12 protein-coding genes are annotated in these 15,428 nt (G+C 57.4%); 7 read left to right on the top strand and 5 right to left on the bottom strand.

Annotated elements, in window-relative coordinates:
- Positions 1-12 precede the first annotated feature (12 nt).
- Complete coding sequence (locus tag F3J29_RS09035) at positions 13-903, top strand: siderophore-interacting protein (protein WP_166865454.1); 891 nt, start codon at positions 13-15, stop codon at positions 901-903.
- Positions 904-931: 28 nt separating this feature from the next.
- Here the strand turns inward: F3J29_RS09035 and F3J29_RS09030 are convergent, their stop codons facing one another.
- A complete protein-coding gene (locus F3J29_RS09030; protein ID WP_166865451.1) occupies positions 932-1,567 on the bottom strand; it encodes a TetR/AcrR family transcriptional regulator in 636 nt (211 codons plus the stop codon).
- Between the two features lie 247 nt (positions 1,568-1,814).
- Between F3J29_RS09030 and bhsA the strand changes: the two genes are divergently transcribed.
- On the top strand, positions 1,815-2,072 hold the full coding sequence (bhsA, locus tag F3J29_RS09025) for a multiple stress resistance protein BhsA (RefSeq protein ID WP_008453418.1): 258 nt from the start codon (positions 1,815-1,817) through the stop codon (positions 2,070-2,072).
- Between the two features lie 105 nt (positions 2,073-2,177).
- On the opposite strand, the gene ldtC is transcribed toward bhsA, so the two are convergent.
- The 3 genes from ldtC to melR form a co-directional block, all read right to left on the bottom strand.
- The gene (gene ldtC, locus F3J29_RS09020; protein ID WP_166865448.1) at positions 2,178-3,152 is read right to left on the bottom strand and encodes a L,D-transpeptidase LdtC; all 975 of its coding nucleotides are present in this window, start codon (positions 3,150-3,152) and stop codon (positions 2,178-2,180) included.
- A 149-nt stretch (positions 3,153-3,301) separates the two neighbouring features.
- On the bottom strand, positions 3,302-6,748 hold the full coding sequence (gene mfd / locus F3J29_RS09015) for a transcription-repair coupling factor (protein WP_166865445.1): 3,447 nt from the start codon (positions 6,746-6,748) through the stop codon (positions 3,302-3,304).
- Between the two features lie 116 nt (positions 6,749-6,864).
- Positions 6,865-7,791 carry a transcriptional regulator MelR gene (gene melR, locus F3J29_RS09010; RefSeq protein ID WP_166865443.1) on the bottom strand — a complete coding sequence of 309 codons (927 nt, stop codon included), beginning with the start codon at positions 7,789-7,791 and terminating at the stop codon, positions 6,865-6,867.
- A gap of 248 nt (positions 7,792-8,039) precedes the next feature.
- Here melR and melA point away from each other — a divergent pair, with 248 nt between their 5' ends.
- Together melA and melB are read left to right on the top strand one after the other, a co-directional pair.
- Positions 8,040-9,395, top strand: coding sequence for an alpha-galactosidase (gene melA / locus F3J29_RS09005; protein ID WP_166865440.1), 1,356 nt, complete (start codon positions 8,040-8,042; stop codon positions 9,393-9,395).
- An 84-nt stretch (positions 9,396-9,479) separates the two neighbouring features.
- A complete protein-coding gene (gene melB / locus F3J29_RS09000) occupies positions 9,480-10,910 on the top strand; it encodes a melibiose:sodium transporter MelB (protein ID WP_166865437.1) in 1,431 nt (476 codons plus the stop codon).
- A 41-nt stretch (positions 10,911-10,951) separates the two neighbouring features.
- Here melB and F3J29_RS08995 read toward each other — a convergent pair whose 3' ends face one another.
- Positions 10,952-12,016 carry an acyltransferase family protein gene (locus tag F3J29_RS08995; protein WP_166865434.1) on the bottom strand — a complete coding sequence of 355 codons (1,065 nt, stop codon included), beginning with the start codon at positions 12,014-12,016 and terminating at the stop codon, positions 10,952-10,954.
- A 234-nt stretch (positions 12,017-12,250) separates the two neighbouring features.
- Between F3J29_RS08995 and lolC the strand changes: the two genes are divergently transcribed.
- From lolC to lolE, 3 genes are read left to right on the top strand one after another with little or no spacing between them, the layout of a single operon-like run.
- On the top strand, positions 12,251-13,450 hold the full coding sequence (gene lolC, locus F3J29_RS08990) for a lipoprotein-releasing ABC transporter permease subunit LolC (RefSeq protein ID WP_166865431.1): 1,200 nt from the start codon (positions 12,251-12,253) through the stop codon (positions 13,448-13,450).
- Positions 13,443-14,147 (top strand): lipoprotein-releasing ABC transporter ATP-binding protein LolD, encoded by a 705-nt coding sequence (gene lolD / locus F3J29_RS08985; RefSeq protein WP_039292004.1) that lies wholly within the window; start codon positions 13,443-13,445, stop codon positions 14,145-14,147. The genes lolC and lolD overlap by 8 nt, the downstream gene beginning before the upstream one ends.
- Positions 14,147-15,391 (top strand): lipoprotein-releasing ABC transporter permease subunit LolE, encoded by a 1,245-nt coding sequence (lolE, locus tag F3J29_RS08980; protein WP_166865427.1) that lies wholly within the window; start codon positions 14,147-14,149, stop codon positions 15,389-15,391. The genes lolD and lolE overlap by 1 nt, the downstream gene beginning before the upstream one ends.
- The last annotated feature ends 37 nt before the right edge of the window (positions 15,392-15,428 follow it).

The raw sequence follows: 15,428 nt of genomic DNA, 5'->3' as shown, positions 1-15,428 counted from the left end.
TAAGGAAAAGTTATGGCTGGAGTTCAGGGCTATCGTCTGTTCAACGTTCAACTGGCGCGGAAAACGGCCGTGTCGCCTTCGCTGCTGAGCCTGGTGTTCAGCGGGCCTGAGGTGGCGCAGATGAAATGTGACTCGCCGGATCAGCGTATTAAAATGCTGTTCCCTTCCGAAGACGGGACGCCGCCGTCGCTGCCTGCCGAAGGGCAGTGGTACCAGATTGCTCAGGGGATGCCGAAAGAGAAGCGTCCGGTGATCCGCACCTATACGCTGCGCCATGTCGATCCTGCGCGTCAGGAAGTGACGGTGGAGTTTGTCAGCCACGGCACCGAAGGCCCGGCCTCTGCATGGGCGATTAATTCTGTCCCCGGCGATGCTATCCAGATTGTGGCCCCTAACGCTGCCCACCCGGAAGACAGCGGCGGCTATGAGTGGACGCCGCCCGCGGGGCTACGCAATGCGCTGATTATCGCCGATGAGACGGCTTTACCCGCCGCGCGCGGCATTCTGGAAATGCTGGCTCGCCAGACTCAGCCGCCAAAAATACAGGCCTTTTTTGAAGTGCCGGACGAGGAGGACTGCGTGGACTTAAGCGCCTATGGCTTCGCCGAGATCAACTGGCTGCCGCGTAAAACCGTCTCTGCCACCCACGGCGAATGCCTGATTCAGGCGGTAAAAATGCAGGCGAGGGTACCGGAAAGCGGCCATCACGAAGCGGTTCAGGAAGAGGCCGAAGGCGAACTGCTGTGGGATAAAGCCACCACCGGCAGCAACGAGTTTTACGGCTGGGTGGCGGCGGAGTCGACGGTGGTGAAGCTGTTACGTCGCCATTTGATCGGCGAACGCGGCGTTGAGCATGAAGCCATCAACTTTATGGCCTACTGGGCGAAAGGGCGAGTTCGCTAGTGAAAAGGGCGGCCATTGGCCGCCCTGATCAGATCTTCTTCAACTGCGGCATTAACATCACCGTGGTTTTCACTATCTGCATTAACTCTTCATAGCTGGCGTTCTCGCGGGCGCTGACCGACATCCCCTGAATGATGCAGCACAGGTATTTTGCCAGGCAGCGAATATTGCGCTCTGCCGGGATCTCGCCTTTTTGCTGGCGCATTTCAAGGAAACGCACCAGCGTTTGTTCCTGCACGGCATGGCGGGCTTTTATCGTTGCGGCGATGTCATCTGACGACGCGGCCAGCACGGATGAGGTGCAAATGATAAAGCAGCCAGCAGGCGTGCTCTTGTCGGTAAAACACTGCGCGACCGCGGAAAGATAGTTCTCCAGCGCGGCTTCCATGGTCTGCTCTTCACAGAACAGGCAGGCCTCATGTTTCGCCGCAAAGCGCGCGATATAGCGATCCAGCACCGCGCGGAACAGCCCTTCTTTGTTGATGAACTCCGCGTAGAGCGTTGGAGCCTTTGCCCCGGTGGCTTCTACCAGATGCGCCATGGATGTTGCTTCATAGCCATGCTGCCAGAAGAGTGTCATGGCCTTGTCGAGTGCTGCTTCCCTGTCAAACACCTTTGGACGGCCACGGCTTTTTTTGCTGCAACTTAATGTCTCGGTTGCCATACCTGCCGTTTAACCTCTGTCTAATTAGTGAACACTTATTATAAAAATAATCGGCGGCGGTAGCCAGCGCCACGTTATGAAAAATAATTATTTCTTATCGTAATGAAAAATAGCGTTTTTTTTAATTAATTAACGGTCGTTATTAAAATGTGTTGACGTGTGATGTAGATCACGTTTATGATTTACTTATCGATCGTTAACTAATTTAGTTTAACGACCTAACATTCACCTGCTTAGGACCTGAATCATGAAAACCTTAACTACTCTGTTCGCTGCCGCTGTGATTAGCTCACTCTCATTTGCAAGCTTTGCGGCGGTTGAAGTTTCTGCTACCCCTGCTGGCCAGCAAAAAGTTGGCACCATCAGCGCCAATGCGGGCAGCAACCTCTCTTCCCTGGAAGAACAGTTGGCCGCGAAGGCCGATGCAATGGGCGCTAAATCGTTCCGTATTACCTCCGTTAACGGTCCGAACACCCTGCACGGTACTGCCGTCATCTATAAATAAGCCAGACGTTAACCCTCAATACGTTTGACCTTATTCGTTATATGCCACTGCAAGCAAAAGGCCCTGTCTTTCGACAGGGCCTTTTTTTACGCATAAAACCTGAACTCAGATTTCGTTGTTCGATTGGTCAGCCGCATGGGCATTGACGTTGACCGGCATCCCGGAACGATGCTCCATGGCCTGTTCCATGACCTTCGTATCGGTTTTAGGTGCGTTGCGGAACTGCGCCATCTGCTCGTTCAGCACAATCGGCAGGACTTTCGGGTCGTCATCAATCGCTTTGGACAGCGGCTGGTGAACTTCAACCAGGCGGGAGCCGTCCGGCTCAACGGACGCTTTGATTGGCGTGTTGATGATGCGCACTGACGTTCCGACAGGAACCGTGTTAAACAGCGCTTTGATATCCCCGTCGCGCAGGCGGATACAGCCGGAACTGACGCGCATACCGATCCCGAAGTCCGCGTTGGTACCGTGCAGCAGGTAAACGCCGCCGAACGCCGCCAGGCGAATCGCGTGGTGCCCCATTGGGTTATCCGGCCCCGCAGGAACCACGGCCGGGAGCTTAATGCCCTGCGCCAGGTAACGCGCCCGAATATTGGCCGTTGGCGTCCAGGTTGGGTTAGCTCGTTTATCGGAAATTTTTGTCACCATCGTCGGGGTCAGCGTGTCTCCACCCAGCTGGCCAATGCCAATCGGGTAAACGGTGACTTTATTTTCCCCGGCAGGGAAGTAGTACAGGCGCAGTTCGGCGAGGTTAATCACGATGCCCTCGCGTGGGACGTCCGGCAGCAGCATCTGGCGCGGAATAGTCAGTACGCTCCCGGCGCGGGGTACATACGGATCTACGCCCGGGTTGGCCTGCAGCAATGCCAGGAAACCGACGTTGTACTTTTTGGCAATGGCCTCCAGCGAACCGCCGTCGTTAGCGACCTGATGGAACAGGTTTTTGCCAATCAGGCGGCTGTTAGCGGCGGGAAGCGGATAATCGTTAGCGCTGGCGGGCAGCGCCAGGGCCGCGGCACCCAGTAAGGCGGCGGCGGTAAACCAGCGGCGGAAAGACAAAGTATGCGATGCAAACATAGCTTAAACCCTGCGATGTAATGGCTAATTTTTGAGGCAGATAAACGCCAATTATCGCTGAGCTGTGTGTCGGGAAGTCCTGGGGATTGCAAAGAGTGTGTAAATGTCACAGAAAATTGCGCCTTACCGGGCGGTAAGGCGCAGAGACGTCAGGCCGCGGCGTTTTCCGCCAGGCTGCGCATAAAGTTACGCACCCATTCCATGCGGGTTTTTCTGTCCTCAAGCTCCTGGAAGAACTTCAGTCGGGTAGGGCCGTCAAGGCGGTAATGCTGCGGCTGCTTCTGCAGCAGGCCAATCAGCCACACCGGGTCAACGTGGTTTTTCTCCGCGAACTCGATGGTGCCGCCTTTTTCATTGCCCTCAATCTTACGCACGCCCAGCTTCTGTGCCTGCTGGCGCAGCGCGGCGATATCCAGCAGATTACGGGCCGCATCCGGCAGAAGGCCAAATCGGTCGATCAGCTCAACTTTCAGCTCGTCCAGCTCGTGCTCGCCTTTAGCGCTGGCGATTCGCTTGTAGAACGACAGGCGCGTATTAACGTCGGGGATAAAATCATCCGGCAGCAGGGCAGGCATACGCAGCTCGACTTCCGTCTGGCTGTTGGTGAGGTCTTCCAGCGAAGGCTCGCGTCCCTCTTTCAGCGCATCGACGGCGTTTTCCAGCAGCTCCATATAGAGCGAGAAGCCGATAGTTTCCATTTGCCCGCTCTGATCTTCCCCCAGCAGCTCGCCCGCGCCGCGAATTTCCAGATCGTGAGTAGCCAGCGCGAACCCGGCGCCTAAGTCTTCCAGCGAGGCAATCGCCTCCAGGCGTTTTTGCGCGTCCGTGGTCATCGCTTTCGGGTGAGGCGTCAGCAGCCAGGCATAGGCCTGGTGGTGAGAACGCCCGACGCGGCCGCGCAGCTGGTGCAGCTGCGCCAGGCCAAAGTGGTCGGCCCGCTCAATAATAATGGTATTGGCGGTTGGAATATCGATCCCGGTTTCGATGATCGTGGTACATACCAGCACGTTAAAACGCTGGTGGTGGAAGTCGTTCATCACCCGTTCCAGCTCGCGCTCGCGCATCTGGCCGTGGCCGATGGCAATACGCGCTTCTGGCACCAGTTCAGCCAGCTTATCGGCGGCTTTCTGGATATTTTCGACGTCGTTGAAGAGATAGTAAACCTGACCGCCGCGCAGCACTTCACGCAGGATAGCTTCGCGTACAACCAGGGCATCGTACTCGCGCACGAAGGTTTTCACCGCCAGGCGGCGAGCCGGTGGCGTGGCGATAATCGACAGGTCGCGCATGCCGCTCATCGCCATATTCAGGGTTCGCGGAATTGGCGTTGCGGTCAGCGTCAGGATATCCACGTCGGCACGCATCGCTTTGATGCGCTCTTTGTGGCGCACGCCAAAGCGGTGCTCTTCATCCACGATCAACAGCCCAAGATCGCGCCATTTCACATCGGCCTGCAGCAGCTTGTGGGTGCCGATCAGAACATCGATTTTCCCAACGCTTGCCTGTTCCAGAATTTGCGTCTGCTCTTTGGCGCTGCGGAAGCGGGAGAGCATCTCAATGCGCACCGGCCAGTTGGCAAAGCGGTCGCGGAAGTTGTCGTAGTGCTGCTGAGCCAGCAGGGTCGTCGGCACCAGCACCGCCACCTGTTTGTTGTTCTCTACCGCCAGGAATGCGGCGCGCATTGCAACTTCGGTTTTACCGAAGCCGACGTCGCCACACACCAGTCTGTCCATCGCCAGCGGGCGACACATGTCGCTCAGCACGGCGTTGATGGCCTGGGCCTGGTCCGGCGTAGTTTCAAACGGGAAGCCGTCGCAGAACAGCTGATACTGTTCGCGGTCGTGCTTAAAGGCAAAGCCTTCTTTGGCGGCGCGCATGGCATAGATATCCAGCAGTTCGGCGGCGACATCGCGCACTTTCTCTGCTGCTTTCTGGCGGGCGCGGGACCAGGCATCGCTGCCCAGCTTGTGCAGCGGCGCATTTTCGTCGGCACCGCCGGCGTAGCGGCTGATCAGGTGCAGGGACGAAACCGGCACGTAAAGTTTGGCGTCGCCCGCGTAGGTCAGCATCAGGTATTCGGCGGTAATGCCCCCGGCTTCCAGGGTGGTCAACCCGGCGTAGCGGCCCACGCCGTGTTCCAGGTGAACCACCGGCTGGCCCGCATGCAGCTCGGCCAGGTTGCGGATCAGCGTGTCCGGGTTAATGGTGCGGCGGCTGTCCTGACGACGACGGCTGACGCGCTCGCCCAGCAGGTCGCTTTCGCAAATCAGCGCCCGGTTGCGCAGGGTATCAATAAAGCCGTGCTCGCTGGCGCCGATCATCAGATAGCGGCCGTTGCCTTCGGCTTCTTCCAGGCGGTAAATGCGTTTTGGCGCGACTTTAATGCGCCCGAGCAGTTCGCCCAGCGCTTCCCGGCGGCCTTCGCTTTCGACCGAGAAAATAACCGGCCCGGAGAAGGATTCGAGGAACTTCCGCAGGCTGTCCAGCGGGGCTTTTTGCTGCGCCTGAACGGCCAGGTCCGGCAACGCCTGGTAACCCAGGTTCACGTTGGCGGCTTTCTTCGCCAGCGAAGCCGTTTTGAGCTGCACGCGCGGCCAGGCTTTCAGCTCGCTAAACAGCGAATCGGTTTTCAGCCACAGATCTTCCGGCGGCAGAAGCGGGCGCATCGGGTCCACGCCGCGATTTTCAAAGCGGGCATTCGCGTCCAGCCAGAAGCGCCCGGCGCTGGCTTCCAGATCGCCAGTATTCACCAGCAGCGTATTCGCCGGGAAATAGCTAAACAGCGTCGGCAGCGGTTCGCTGAAGAACAGCGGCTGCCAGTATTCGATCCCGGCAGGCAGCGTGCCCTTGCTCACCTGCTGGTAGATATGTTCGGCGTCGCGCTTGACGTCGAATTTGTCGCGCCACTGGCTGCGGAACAGCTCAATGGCGTTTTTGTCGGTCGGGAATTCGTGGGCCGGCAGCAGATTGATGGCGTCCACTTCTTCCAGCGTACGCTGGGAATCGACGTCGAAGACGCGCAGGCTGTCGATTTCATCATCAAAGAAGTCAATGCGGTACGGCTGGGCGCTGCCCATCGGGTAGAGGTCGAGCAGGGCGCCACGGGTGGCAAATTCGCCGTGCTCCATCACCTGATCGACGCTGCGATACCCGGCCTGTTCCAGCTGCGCGCGCAGGTTATCGCGCGACAGGCGCTGACCTTTTTTCATCACCAGGGCGTGGCCGTGCAGGTAGCTGTGCGGGCAAACGCGCTGCATCAGCGTATTCACCGGCATGATCAGCACGCCGCGCTGCATGGTCGGCAGCTGATACAGCGTGGACAGGCGTGACGAGATGATTTCCTGATGCGGCGAGAAGCTGTCGTAAGGCAGCGTTTCCCAGTCGGCCAGATTGACCACCAGGTTGTCGGTGAACTGGGTGATTTCATCGTGCAGGCGCAGCGCGTTTTGCATGTCCGGGGCAATCAGCACCACCGGACCGCTATGGCGTTCAACAATTTCGGCGACTTCGGTCGCGCAGGCCGAACCGGTCAGCTCGCCCAGCAGGCGTTGTTCGCCAGGTTTACTCGGTAGGGTGTAACGGACATGTTCAGGCATAGTCAGCGCGCGTTCTCCAGAAAGCCGTGTTTTCACGGTAATAATATAAATTTTCTCTACTTATTATCCGTGATGGCGGCGGGAGTGCAACCGCTGAAAATAACCATCGGTGCGGTTCAGAGCATTTGTCTTTTCTGCTGGCTGAGCCTGCGGTATTGCTGTGGCGACATGCCGACGTAGCGGCTGAAGGTGCTGTAGAATCGGCTGCTGGAGCGGAAGCCCGCGATCATCGCCACATCGAGGATGGTTTTGTCGGTATCGCTGAGCAGGGCGCGCACGTGGTTTACGCGCATCGCCGTAATGTACTGCTTCAGGGTGAGCTGCATGACGCGCTGGAAAATCCCCATTGCGTAGTTGGCGTTGAGTTTAACGTGATCCGCAACGGCGTTGATGGTCAGCGCCTGATCGTAATTATCGGCAATAAAACCGAGCATCTGGCTGACGTAGAATTGTGCATGGCGCGAGACGCTGTTTTTGTGGGTACGCGAAGTTTTGTCTTTCAGGATAGGCTGCCATCCCGAAAGGCAAAAGCGCTTAAGCATCAGGCCGATTTCATCGATCGCCAGCTGGCGTATCTGTTCATTAGGACTGTTGGCCTCCTGCTGCCAGCGCAGGACTTCAAAGGTACTGAGCTGCTGGGTCGCCAGCGATTTCACCACCATACCGTGGGTGATGTGGTTAATCAGTTCGCGGTCCAGCGGCCAGGAGAGAAACAGGTGCATCGGCAGGCTAAAAATCGCCATTTGCCGGCACTGGCCCGGGCGCGTTAACTGGTGCGGCGTACTGGCCCAGAACATGGTGATATGGCCTTGTTTTATCTGTACCACTTCGTTGTTAATCAGATATTCCACGTCGCCATCAAACGGCACGTTGACCTCCACCTGGCCGTGCCAGTGGCTGGCGGCCATGGCGTGCGGGCGGCGCAGCTCAATGTCCATACGCTGATATTCAGAATAAAGCGATAGCGGGCTGCGGGTCTGCTTCTCATCGCCGTTGCACATATGTGGGTCAGGCGGCAGAAAGGTAATGGGTTCGTCGCTCATCGTCACTCCGGTTCCTGAATTATCAGAATCATGCCATCAGTAAGGACGCTGCTTCCGCCTCATTGAGAGATATTAGCCTGGTTAGCAGGCCGGATACTCTGCTTTTTAGCCTATTTACTCCCAAAAACTCAGATCCCATATTGGCCGGCATCAGATCTGAGTTTCCGGGAATGCTCATTGGGGAAGATGGAGGTTTTTGCCGGACGGGCGTGCCACGATTCAGACGTTAACTACTGTTCTGGAGAGTCATGATGACAGCACCAAAAATTACCTTTATCGGCGCGGGGTCGACCATTTTCGTCAAAAATATTCTCGGCGATGTTTTTCATCGCGAGGCGCTTAAATCGGCGCACATTGCGCTGATGGATATTGACGAGACGCGTCTGGAAGAGTCACACATCGTGGTGCGTAAACTGATGGATTCCGCCGGGGCCTCCGGTCACATCACCTGCCACACCGATCAAAAAACAGCGCTGGAAGGGGCGGATTTCGTGGTGGTCGCCTTCCAGATTGGCGGCTACGAGCCATGCACCGTCACCGATTTTGAGGTGTGCAAGCGGCATGGCCTGGAGCAAACCATCGCCGATACGTTAGGCCCCGGCGGTATTATGCGCGCCCTGCGTACCATCCCGCACCTGTGGCAGATTTGCGATGATATGACTGAAGTATGCCCGAACGCGACGATGCTTAACTATGTGAACCCGATGGCGATGAACACCTGGGCGATGTATGCCCGCTACCCGCACATTAAGCAGGTGGGTCTGTGCCATTCGGTACAGGGCACGGCGGAAGAGCTGGCGCGTGACCTGAACATTGATCCCGCCACGCTGCGCTACCGTAGCGCCGGGATTAACCATATGGCGTTCTACCTTGAGCTGGAGCGCAAAACCGCTGAAGGGCATTACGTCAGCCTCTATCCGGAACTGCTCGCGGCCTACGAGGCGGGCCAGGCACCGAAACCCAATATTCACGGCAATGAACGCTGCCAGAATATAGTGCGCTACGAGATGTTTAAAAAGCTGGGCTATTTTGTCACCGAGTCATCAGAACACTTTGCGGAATACACCCCGTGGTTTATCAAGCCGGGGCGCGAAGACTTGATTGAGCGCTATAAAGTGCCGCTGGATGAATACCCGAAACGCTGTGTTGAACAGCTGGCGAACTGGCATAAAGAGCTGGCGGAGTACAAAACCGCTGAGCGCATCGATATTAAGCCGTCGCGCGAGTATGCCAGCACCATTATGAATGCCATCTGGACCGGTGAGCCCAGCGTGATTTACGGCAACGTCCGTAATGACGGGCTTATCGACAACCTGCCGCAGGGCAGCTGTGTTGAGGTAGCCTGCCTGGTGGATGCCAACGGCATACAGCCTACAAAAGTTGGGGCGATTCCGTCGCATCTGGCCGCTATGATGCAAACCAACATCAACGTGCAGACGCTGCTGACCGAGGCCATTCTGACCGAAAACCGCGCCCGCGTTTATCATGCGGCATTGATGGATCCGCATACCGCCGCCGTACTGGGCATAGACGAGATTTACGCGCTGGTGGATGACCTGATTGCCGCCCACGGTGACTGGCTGCCCGCCTGGTTACACCGCTAATAAAAAACGACGCCGGGTATAAGCCCCGGCGTTGATCTTTCTAATAACAGAAGGCGGGCGCCGGTAACGGTGACCCGGTACCCTATGAGCATCTCTCTGAAAACAAAACTCAGTTACGGATTCGGTGCATTTGGTAAGGATTTCGCCATCGGGATCGTCTACATGTACCTGATGTACTACTACACCGATGTGGTGGGTTTATCAGTGGGCGTGGTGGGCACCCTGTTTCTGGTGGCAAAAATCTGGAACGCGTTTAACGATCCGGTGATGGGCTGGATTGTGAACGCCACGCGCTCCCGGTGGGGTAAATTTAAGCCATGGATCCTGCTTGGGACGCTGACGAACTCGCTGATGCTGTTTTTACTCTTCAGCGCCCACCTGTTTGAAGGCACTACGCAGGTGGTGTTTGTCTGCGTGACCTACATCCTCTGGGGGACAACCTATACCCTGATGGATATTCCTTTCTGGTCCCTGGTGCCAACCATCACGCTGGATAAACGCGAACGTGAACAGCTGGTGCCGTTCCCGCGCTTTTTTGCCAGCCTTGCCGGATTTGTGACCGCGGGAGTAACGCTGCCGTTCGTGAACTATGTGGGAGGGGCCGATCGCGGGTTTGGTTTTCAGATGTTCACGCTGGTGCTGATCGCGTTCTTTATCGCCTCAACGATTGTCACCCTGCGTAACGTCCATGAGGTTTTCTCGTCAGACAATGAAGCCACGGCGGACAGCAGCCGGCTGTCGCTGAAAGCGATTCTCGCCCTGATCTACAAAAATGACCAGCTTTCGTGCCTGCTGGGAATGGCTCTGGCCTACAACGTCGCGTCCAATATCATTACCGGCTTTGCCATTTACTATTTCACCTACGTCGTCGGCAATGCCGATCTCTTCCCGTACTATCTCTCCTATGCAGGGGCGGCAAACTTGCTCACGCTAATACTCTTCCCACGCCTGGCGAAAGCGCTGTCCCGGCGTATTTTATGGGCGGGAGCGTCGCTTCTGCCGATAGCCAGCAGCGGCGTACTGCTGGTGATGGCGCTGACGGGCTCGGCTAATGTGCTGGTGATTTGCCTCGCGGGCGTATTCCTGAACGTCGGCACCGCGCTGTTCTGGGTGCTGCAGGTGATTATGGTGGCGGATACCGTTGATTACGGCGAGTACAAGTTTAACGTTCGCTGTGAAAGTATTGCCTATGCGGTACAGACGATGGTGGTGAAGGGCGGCTCGGCGTTTTCGGCCTTCTTTATCGCGGTTGTGCTGGGCGTGATTGGCTATGCGCCTAACGTGGCGCAGTCTGCCGAAACCATTCTCGGGATGCAGTTCATCATGATTGCGCTCCCGGCGCTGTTCTTTGCCATTACGCTGGGGCTTTATTTCCGTTTTTATCGCCTGAACGGCGACCGGCTTCGCAAAATCCAGATTCACCTGTTGGATAAATATCGCAAAGTGCCGCCGTCAGCCGCGCCAAAAGAGACGCCGGCTATGCCAATAGCGGTGACTCGCGACGTACAGGCTTAATCCATGTAAAAGCAACCCGCTCACGCGGGCTGCTGAAGTCTTTACCGGCTGGCGGCGATCTGTTTGGGGGGAGAGAAAAACAGATCGCCGAACAGCGCGACGGAGAGCTTGCGGAAACCGAGGCCGGCCAGCGTACAAATCCCGAGACTAACAAACGGATAGACCAGCAGAATCGCCAGCAGCAGCTTGTCAGACATCCCGCCGTTATTAATTTTAGCCAGCACCAGGAGGCTTATCGCTTCGATCAAAATGCGGTGCGTGGTGTAAATGGCAATCGTATTCGAGCCCACCACGTTGAGGAAGCCGTCTTCACGTGCTTCGCGCCAGCCGTTCAGCAAATAGAACCCGCGCAGGATAGCCACGATAGACACCAGAGAAATCACCAGCGGTATGTTCACAAAGTAAAGCGCCAGCGATCCCAGGGCGATGCCTGCGCAGACAAACGGGTGTTGCGAAAAGCGGAAGTTTTTCATCCAGGCCATCAGCAAAGGGCCAAACCAGGCGCCGAGGCCGTAATACACCATATTACGCACCACGCTGTTCAGTCCCCACCACGGGAGCGGCACAAAGGCGATAAGAACGTTGATGCCCATCAGCACCACCAGCACCGGAATGCGGTAGCGGCGTAGGGCTTTAAACATCACGAAGTAAACCACCAGAGCGTAGAGATACCACAGGCTGGTGCTGGCCTTCGCCATGCTAAGGGCAAACTGCGCCAGCGAGTCGGCGTAGGCGGCGTTAGACGTCGGATTGCGCTCGAGATCGGGGGCCAGCCACTGGTTGAGGTGCGTGAGCGCGACCCACTGAATCAGGCCCCACAGTAACAGCACGTAGAAAATATTCCACAGCCGCTTGTCCACGCTGTCGCGCCATTTCACCTCGTGGATATAGCGAGTAATCAGGTAGCCGGAAATAAAGAAGAACACCGGCATTCGGAAGGGGGCGAGGTAGAGATTAAGGTAAACCCAGAGTTTGGCGACATACTGATTCAGGCCTGGCCCGAGAGACGTGAGGTGAGGGTAGAAGGTAATCACTGAATGGTAGATAACCACCAGGCAAATGCATAATCCTTTGATTTGGTTGATCCAGAGTTGCTTTTTCTTCATGCGATATCCGCGTCGTGACGGGCTCCAGTTGTCATGGGCCTGCTATCCTGGTGTCAAACCGATGCGATCTCGACCCCAATTGTCTGTTTTTGGCGCTGATTTGGTAAATTTAGGAAAAGGTGCAGGCACTTGAGATGTAACGGGAATAATTTAGTCGACGGAATTCATTTGGCCGGGGAGGTGTCGTATACTTCCCGGATCTTTGCTTAGGCAACCCGCAACAAGACGGATTTCATGTATCAACCTGTCGCGTTATTTATAGGCCTGCGCTACATGCGTGGGCGAGCAGCGGACCGCTTCGGTCGCTTTGTCTCCTGGCTGTCGACGATTGGCATCACCCTCGGCGTGATGGCGCTGGTCACGGTGCTTTCGGTGATGAATGGCTTCGAGCGTGAGCTGCAAAACAACATCCTCGGCCTGATGCCGCAGGCGTTAATCACTTCACCTTCCGGCTCCATTAATCCCCAGCAACTTCCTGCCGACTCCCTGAAACTTCAGGGCGTGACGCGTATTGCGCCGCTGACTACCGGCGACGTGGTGCTGCAAAGCGCCCGCAGCGTGGGGGTTGGCGTAATGCTGGGCGTGCAGCCGGACGAGAAAGATCCGCTTTCCCCGTACCTGGTTAACGTTAAGCAGGCGGATTTGGTGGCCGGGCAGTACAACGTCATCCTTGGCGAGCAGCTCGCGGGCGCTCTGGGCGTTAAGCGCGGGGAAACCATCCGCATTATGGTCCCGTCCGCCAGCCAGTTTACGCCGATGGGGCGTTTGCCGAGCCAGCGTCTGTTCACCGTGATTGGTACCTTCGCCGCCAACAGCGAAGTAGACGGCTACCAGATGCTGGTCAACCAGCAGGACGCCTCGCGCCTGATGCGCTACCCGGCGGGCAATATCACCGGCTGGCGTTTATGGCTGGCGGAACCGCTGAAGGTGGATGTTCTCAGCCAGCAAGCGCTGCCGCAGGGCACCGAATGGAAAGACTGGCGCGAGCGCAAAGGCGAGCTGTTCCAGGCCGTGCGCATGGAGAAAAACATGATGGGGCTGCTGCTGAGCCTGATCGTGGCCGTCGCCGCCTTTAACATCATTACTTCCCTTGGCCTGCTGGTGATGGAAAAGCAGGGCGAAGTGGCGATTCTGCAAACTCAGGGGCTGACCCGCCGCCAGATCATGACGGTGTTTATGGTGCAGGGCGCGGGCGCGGGCGTGATTGGCGCGCTGCTCGGGGCTTTACTCGGGGCGCTGCTTGCCAGCCAGTTGAATAATTTAATGCCGATCATTGGCATCCTGCTTGATGGCGCGGCCCTGCCGGTTGCCATCGAACCGGTACAGGTTGTGGTGATTGCCATCGTGGCGATGGCCATTGCTTTGCTGTCCACGCTTTACCCTTCGTGGCGTGCCGCCGCGACCCAACCCGCTGAGGCTTTACGTTATGAGTAATTCTGTCCTGTTGCAGTGTGACAACCTGTGCAAACGCTATCAGGAAGGCAAAGTGCAAACGGATGTGCTGCACGATGTCAGCTTCAGCATCAACGCGGGTGAACTGATGGCGATTGTCGGCAGCTCTGGCTCCGGCAAAAGTACCTTGCTGCACCTGCTGGGCGGCCTGGACACGCCGACTTCCGGCGACGTGGTGTTCAACGGCCAGGCGATGAGCAAACTCTCGTCGGCGGCGAAGGCGGAGCTGCGTAACCGCGAGCTGGGCTTTATCTATCAGTTCCACCACCTGCTGCCGGACTTCACCGCGCTGGAAAACGTGGCGATGCCGCTGCTTATCGGCAAGAAAAAGCCGGAAGAAGTGCAGAAGCGTGCGCTGGAGATGCTGGCCGCCGTGGGGCTGGATCACCGCAGCAGCCACCGTCCGTCGGAGCTCTCCGGCGGCGAACGTCAGCGTGTGGCCATTGCCCGTGCGCTGGTGAACAACCCGCGTCTGGTGCTGGCGGATGAGCCGACCGGTAACCTGGACGCGCGCAACGCCGACAGTATTTTCGAGCTGCTGGGCGAGCTGAACGTGCGTCAGGGCACCGCCTTCCTGGTGGTTACCCACGACCTGCAGCTGGCGAAACGCATGTCCCGCCAGCTCGAAATGCGCGATGGCCGCTTAACCAGCGACCTGACGTTGATGGGAGCGCAGTAATGGCTTCCCCGCTTTCATTATTAATTGGCCTGCGTTTCAGCCGCGGGCGACGCCGCAGCGGCATGGTGTCGCTGATCTCGGTGATCTCCACGCTCGGCATTGCGCTGGGCGTAGCGGTGCTGATCGTCGGCCTGAGCGCGATGAACGGCTTCGAGCGCGAGCTGAAAAACCGCATTCTTGCCGTGGTGCCTCACGGTGACATTGAGCCGGTGAACCAGCCCTTTACCAACTGGCAGCGTGCGCTGCCCGAGGTGGAAGGCGTCAAAGGCATCGTCGCCGCCGCGCCGTATATTCGTTTTACCGGGCTGGTGGAAAGTGGGGCAAACCTGCGCGCCGTGGAAGTGAAGGGCGTTGATCCGGTGCAGGAAAAGCAGTTGAGCGCGCTACCACAGTACGTGCAGAACAATGCCTGGGCGAACTTTAAGGCCGGGCAGCAGCAAATCATCATGGGCAAAGGCGTGGCGGACGCGCTGAAGGTGAAGCAGGGCGACTGGGTGTCGATCATGATCCCCAACAGCGACGGCGGCACCAAATTGATGCAACCCAAGCGCGTCCGGCTGCAAATCGCCGGTATTCTGGCGCTGAGCGGCCAGCTGGATCATAGCCTGGCCATGGTGCCGCTGCAGGATGCCCAGGGCTACCTGGATATGGGCGACAGCGTGACCGGCATCGCCATTAAGGTGAATGACGTGTTTAACGCCCGGCAGCTGGTGCGCGACGCCGGGCTGGCAACCAATTCTTACGTGCGTATCAGCAGCTGGATTGATACCTACGGCTATATGTACCGCGACATCCAGATGATCCGCGCCATCATGTATCTGGCGATGGTGCTGGTGATCGGCGTGGCCTGCTTTAACATCGTTTCCACGCTGGTGATGGCGGTGAAAGACAAGAGCAGCGACATCGCGGTGCTGCGAACCTTAGGGGCCAAAGACGGCCTGATTCGCGCTATTTTCGTCTGGTACGGGCTGCTGGCCGGGCTGCTGGGCAGCGTCAGCGGTGTGGTGGTCGGCGTGCTGGCATCCTGGCAGCTGACCAACATTATCGGCGTGATTGAAAAACTCATCGGGCACCATTTCCTGTCCGGTGATATTTATTTCATTGATTTCTTACCTTCTGAGCTGCACTGGCTGGACGTGGTTTACGTTCTGGTGACGGCGCTGGTCCTCAGCCTTCTGGCTAGCTGGTACCCGGCCCGGCGCGCAAGCAATATCGATCCGGCAAGGGTGCTAAGCGGACAATAAATTCAATTAACTATAATTTGCCCTACATCATTCGCGC

Origin of the sequence: Enterobacter sp. Cy-643, from assembly GCF_011752815.1 — a bacterium.
Lineage (GTDB): Bacteria > Pseudomonadota > Gammaproteobacteria > Enterobacterales > Enterobacteriaceae > Cedecea.
Note: the sequence above shows the minus strand (reverse complement) of the source record. Positions and strands in the feature narration are given on the sequence as shown.

Bases quoted from the DNA above. Each gene is read 5' to 3' on its own strand.
- lolE (WP_166865427.1), top strand. From the start codon at position 14,147: ATGGCTTCCCCGCTTTCATTATTAATTGGCCTGCGTTTCAGCCGCGGG.
- mfd (WP_166865445.1), bottom strand. From the start codon at position 6,748: ATGCCTGAACATGTCCGTTACACCCTACCGAGTAAACCTGGCGAACAA.
- F3J29_RS09030 (WP_166865451.1), bottom strand. From the start codon at position 1,567: ATGGCAACCGAGACATTAAGTTGCAGCAAAAAAAGCCGTGGCCGTCCA.
- F3J29_RS09035 (WP_166865454.1), top strand. From the start codon at position 13: ATGGCTGGAGTTCAGGGCTATCGTCTGTTCAACGTTCAACTGGCGCGG.
- melB (WP_166865437.1), top strand. From the start codon at position 9,480: ATGAGCATCTCTCTGAAAACAAAACTCAGTTACGGATTCGGTGCATTT.
- ldtC (WP_166865448.1), bottom strand. From the start codon at position 3,152: ATGTTTGCATCGCATACTTTGTCTTTCCGCCGCTGGTTTACCGCCGCC.
- F3J29_RS08995 (WP_166865434.1), bottom strand. From the start codon at position 12,016: ATGAAGAAAAAGCAACTCTGGATCAACCAAATCAAAGGATTATGCATT.
- lolC (WP_166865431.1), top strand. From the start codon at position 12,251: ATGTATCAACCTGTCGCGTTATTTATAGGCCTGCGCTACATGCGTGGG.
- melR (WP_166865443.1), bottom strand. From the start codon at position 7,791: ATGAGCGACGAACCCATTACCTTTCTGCCGCCTGACCCACATATGTGC.
- melA (WP_166865440.1), top strand. From the start codon at position 8,040: ATGATGACAGCACCAAAAATTACCTTTATCGGCGCGGGGTCGACCATT.
- lolD (WP_039292004.1), top strand. From the start codon at position 13,443: ATGAGTAATTCTGTCCTGTTGCAGTGTGACAACCTGTGCAAACGCTAT.
- bhsA (WP_008453418.1), top strand. From the start codon at position 1,815: ATGAAAACCTTAACTACTCTGTTCGCTGCCGCTGTGATTAGCTCACTC.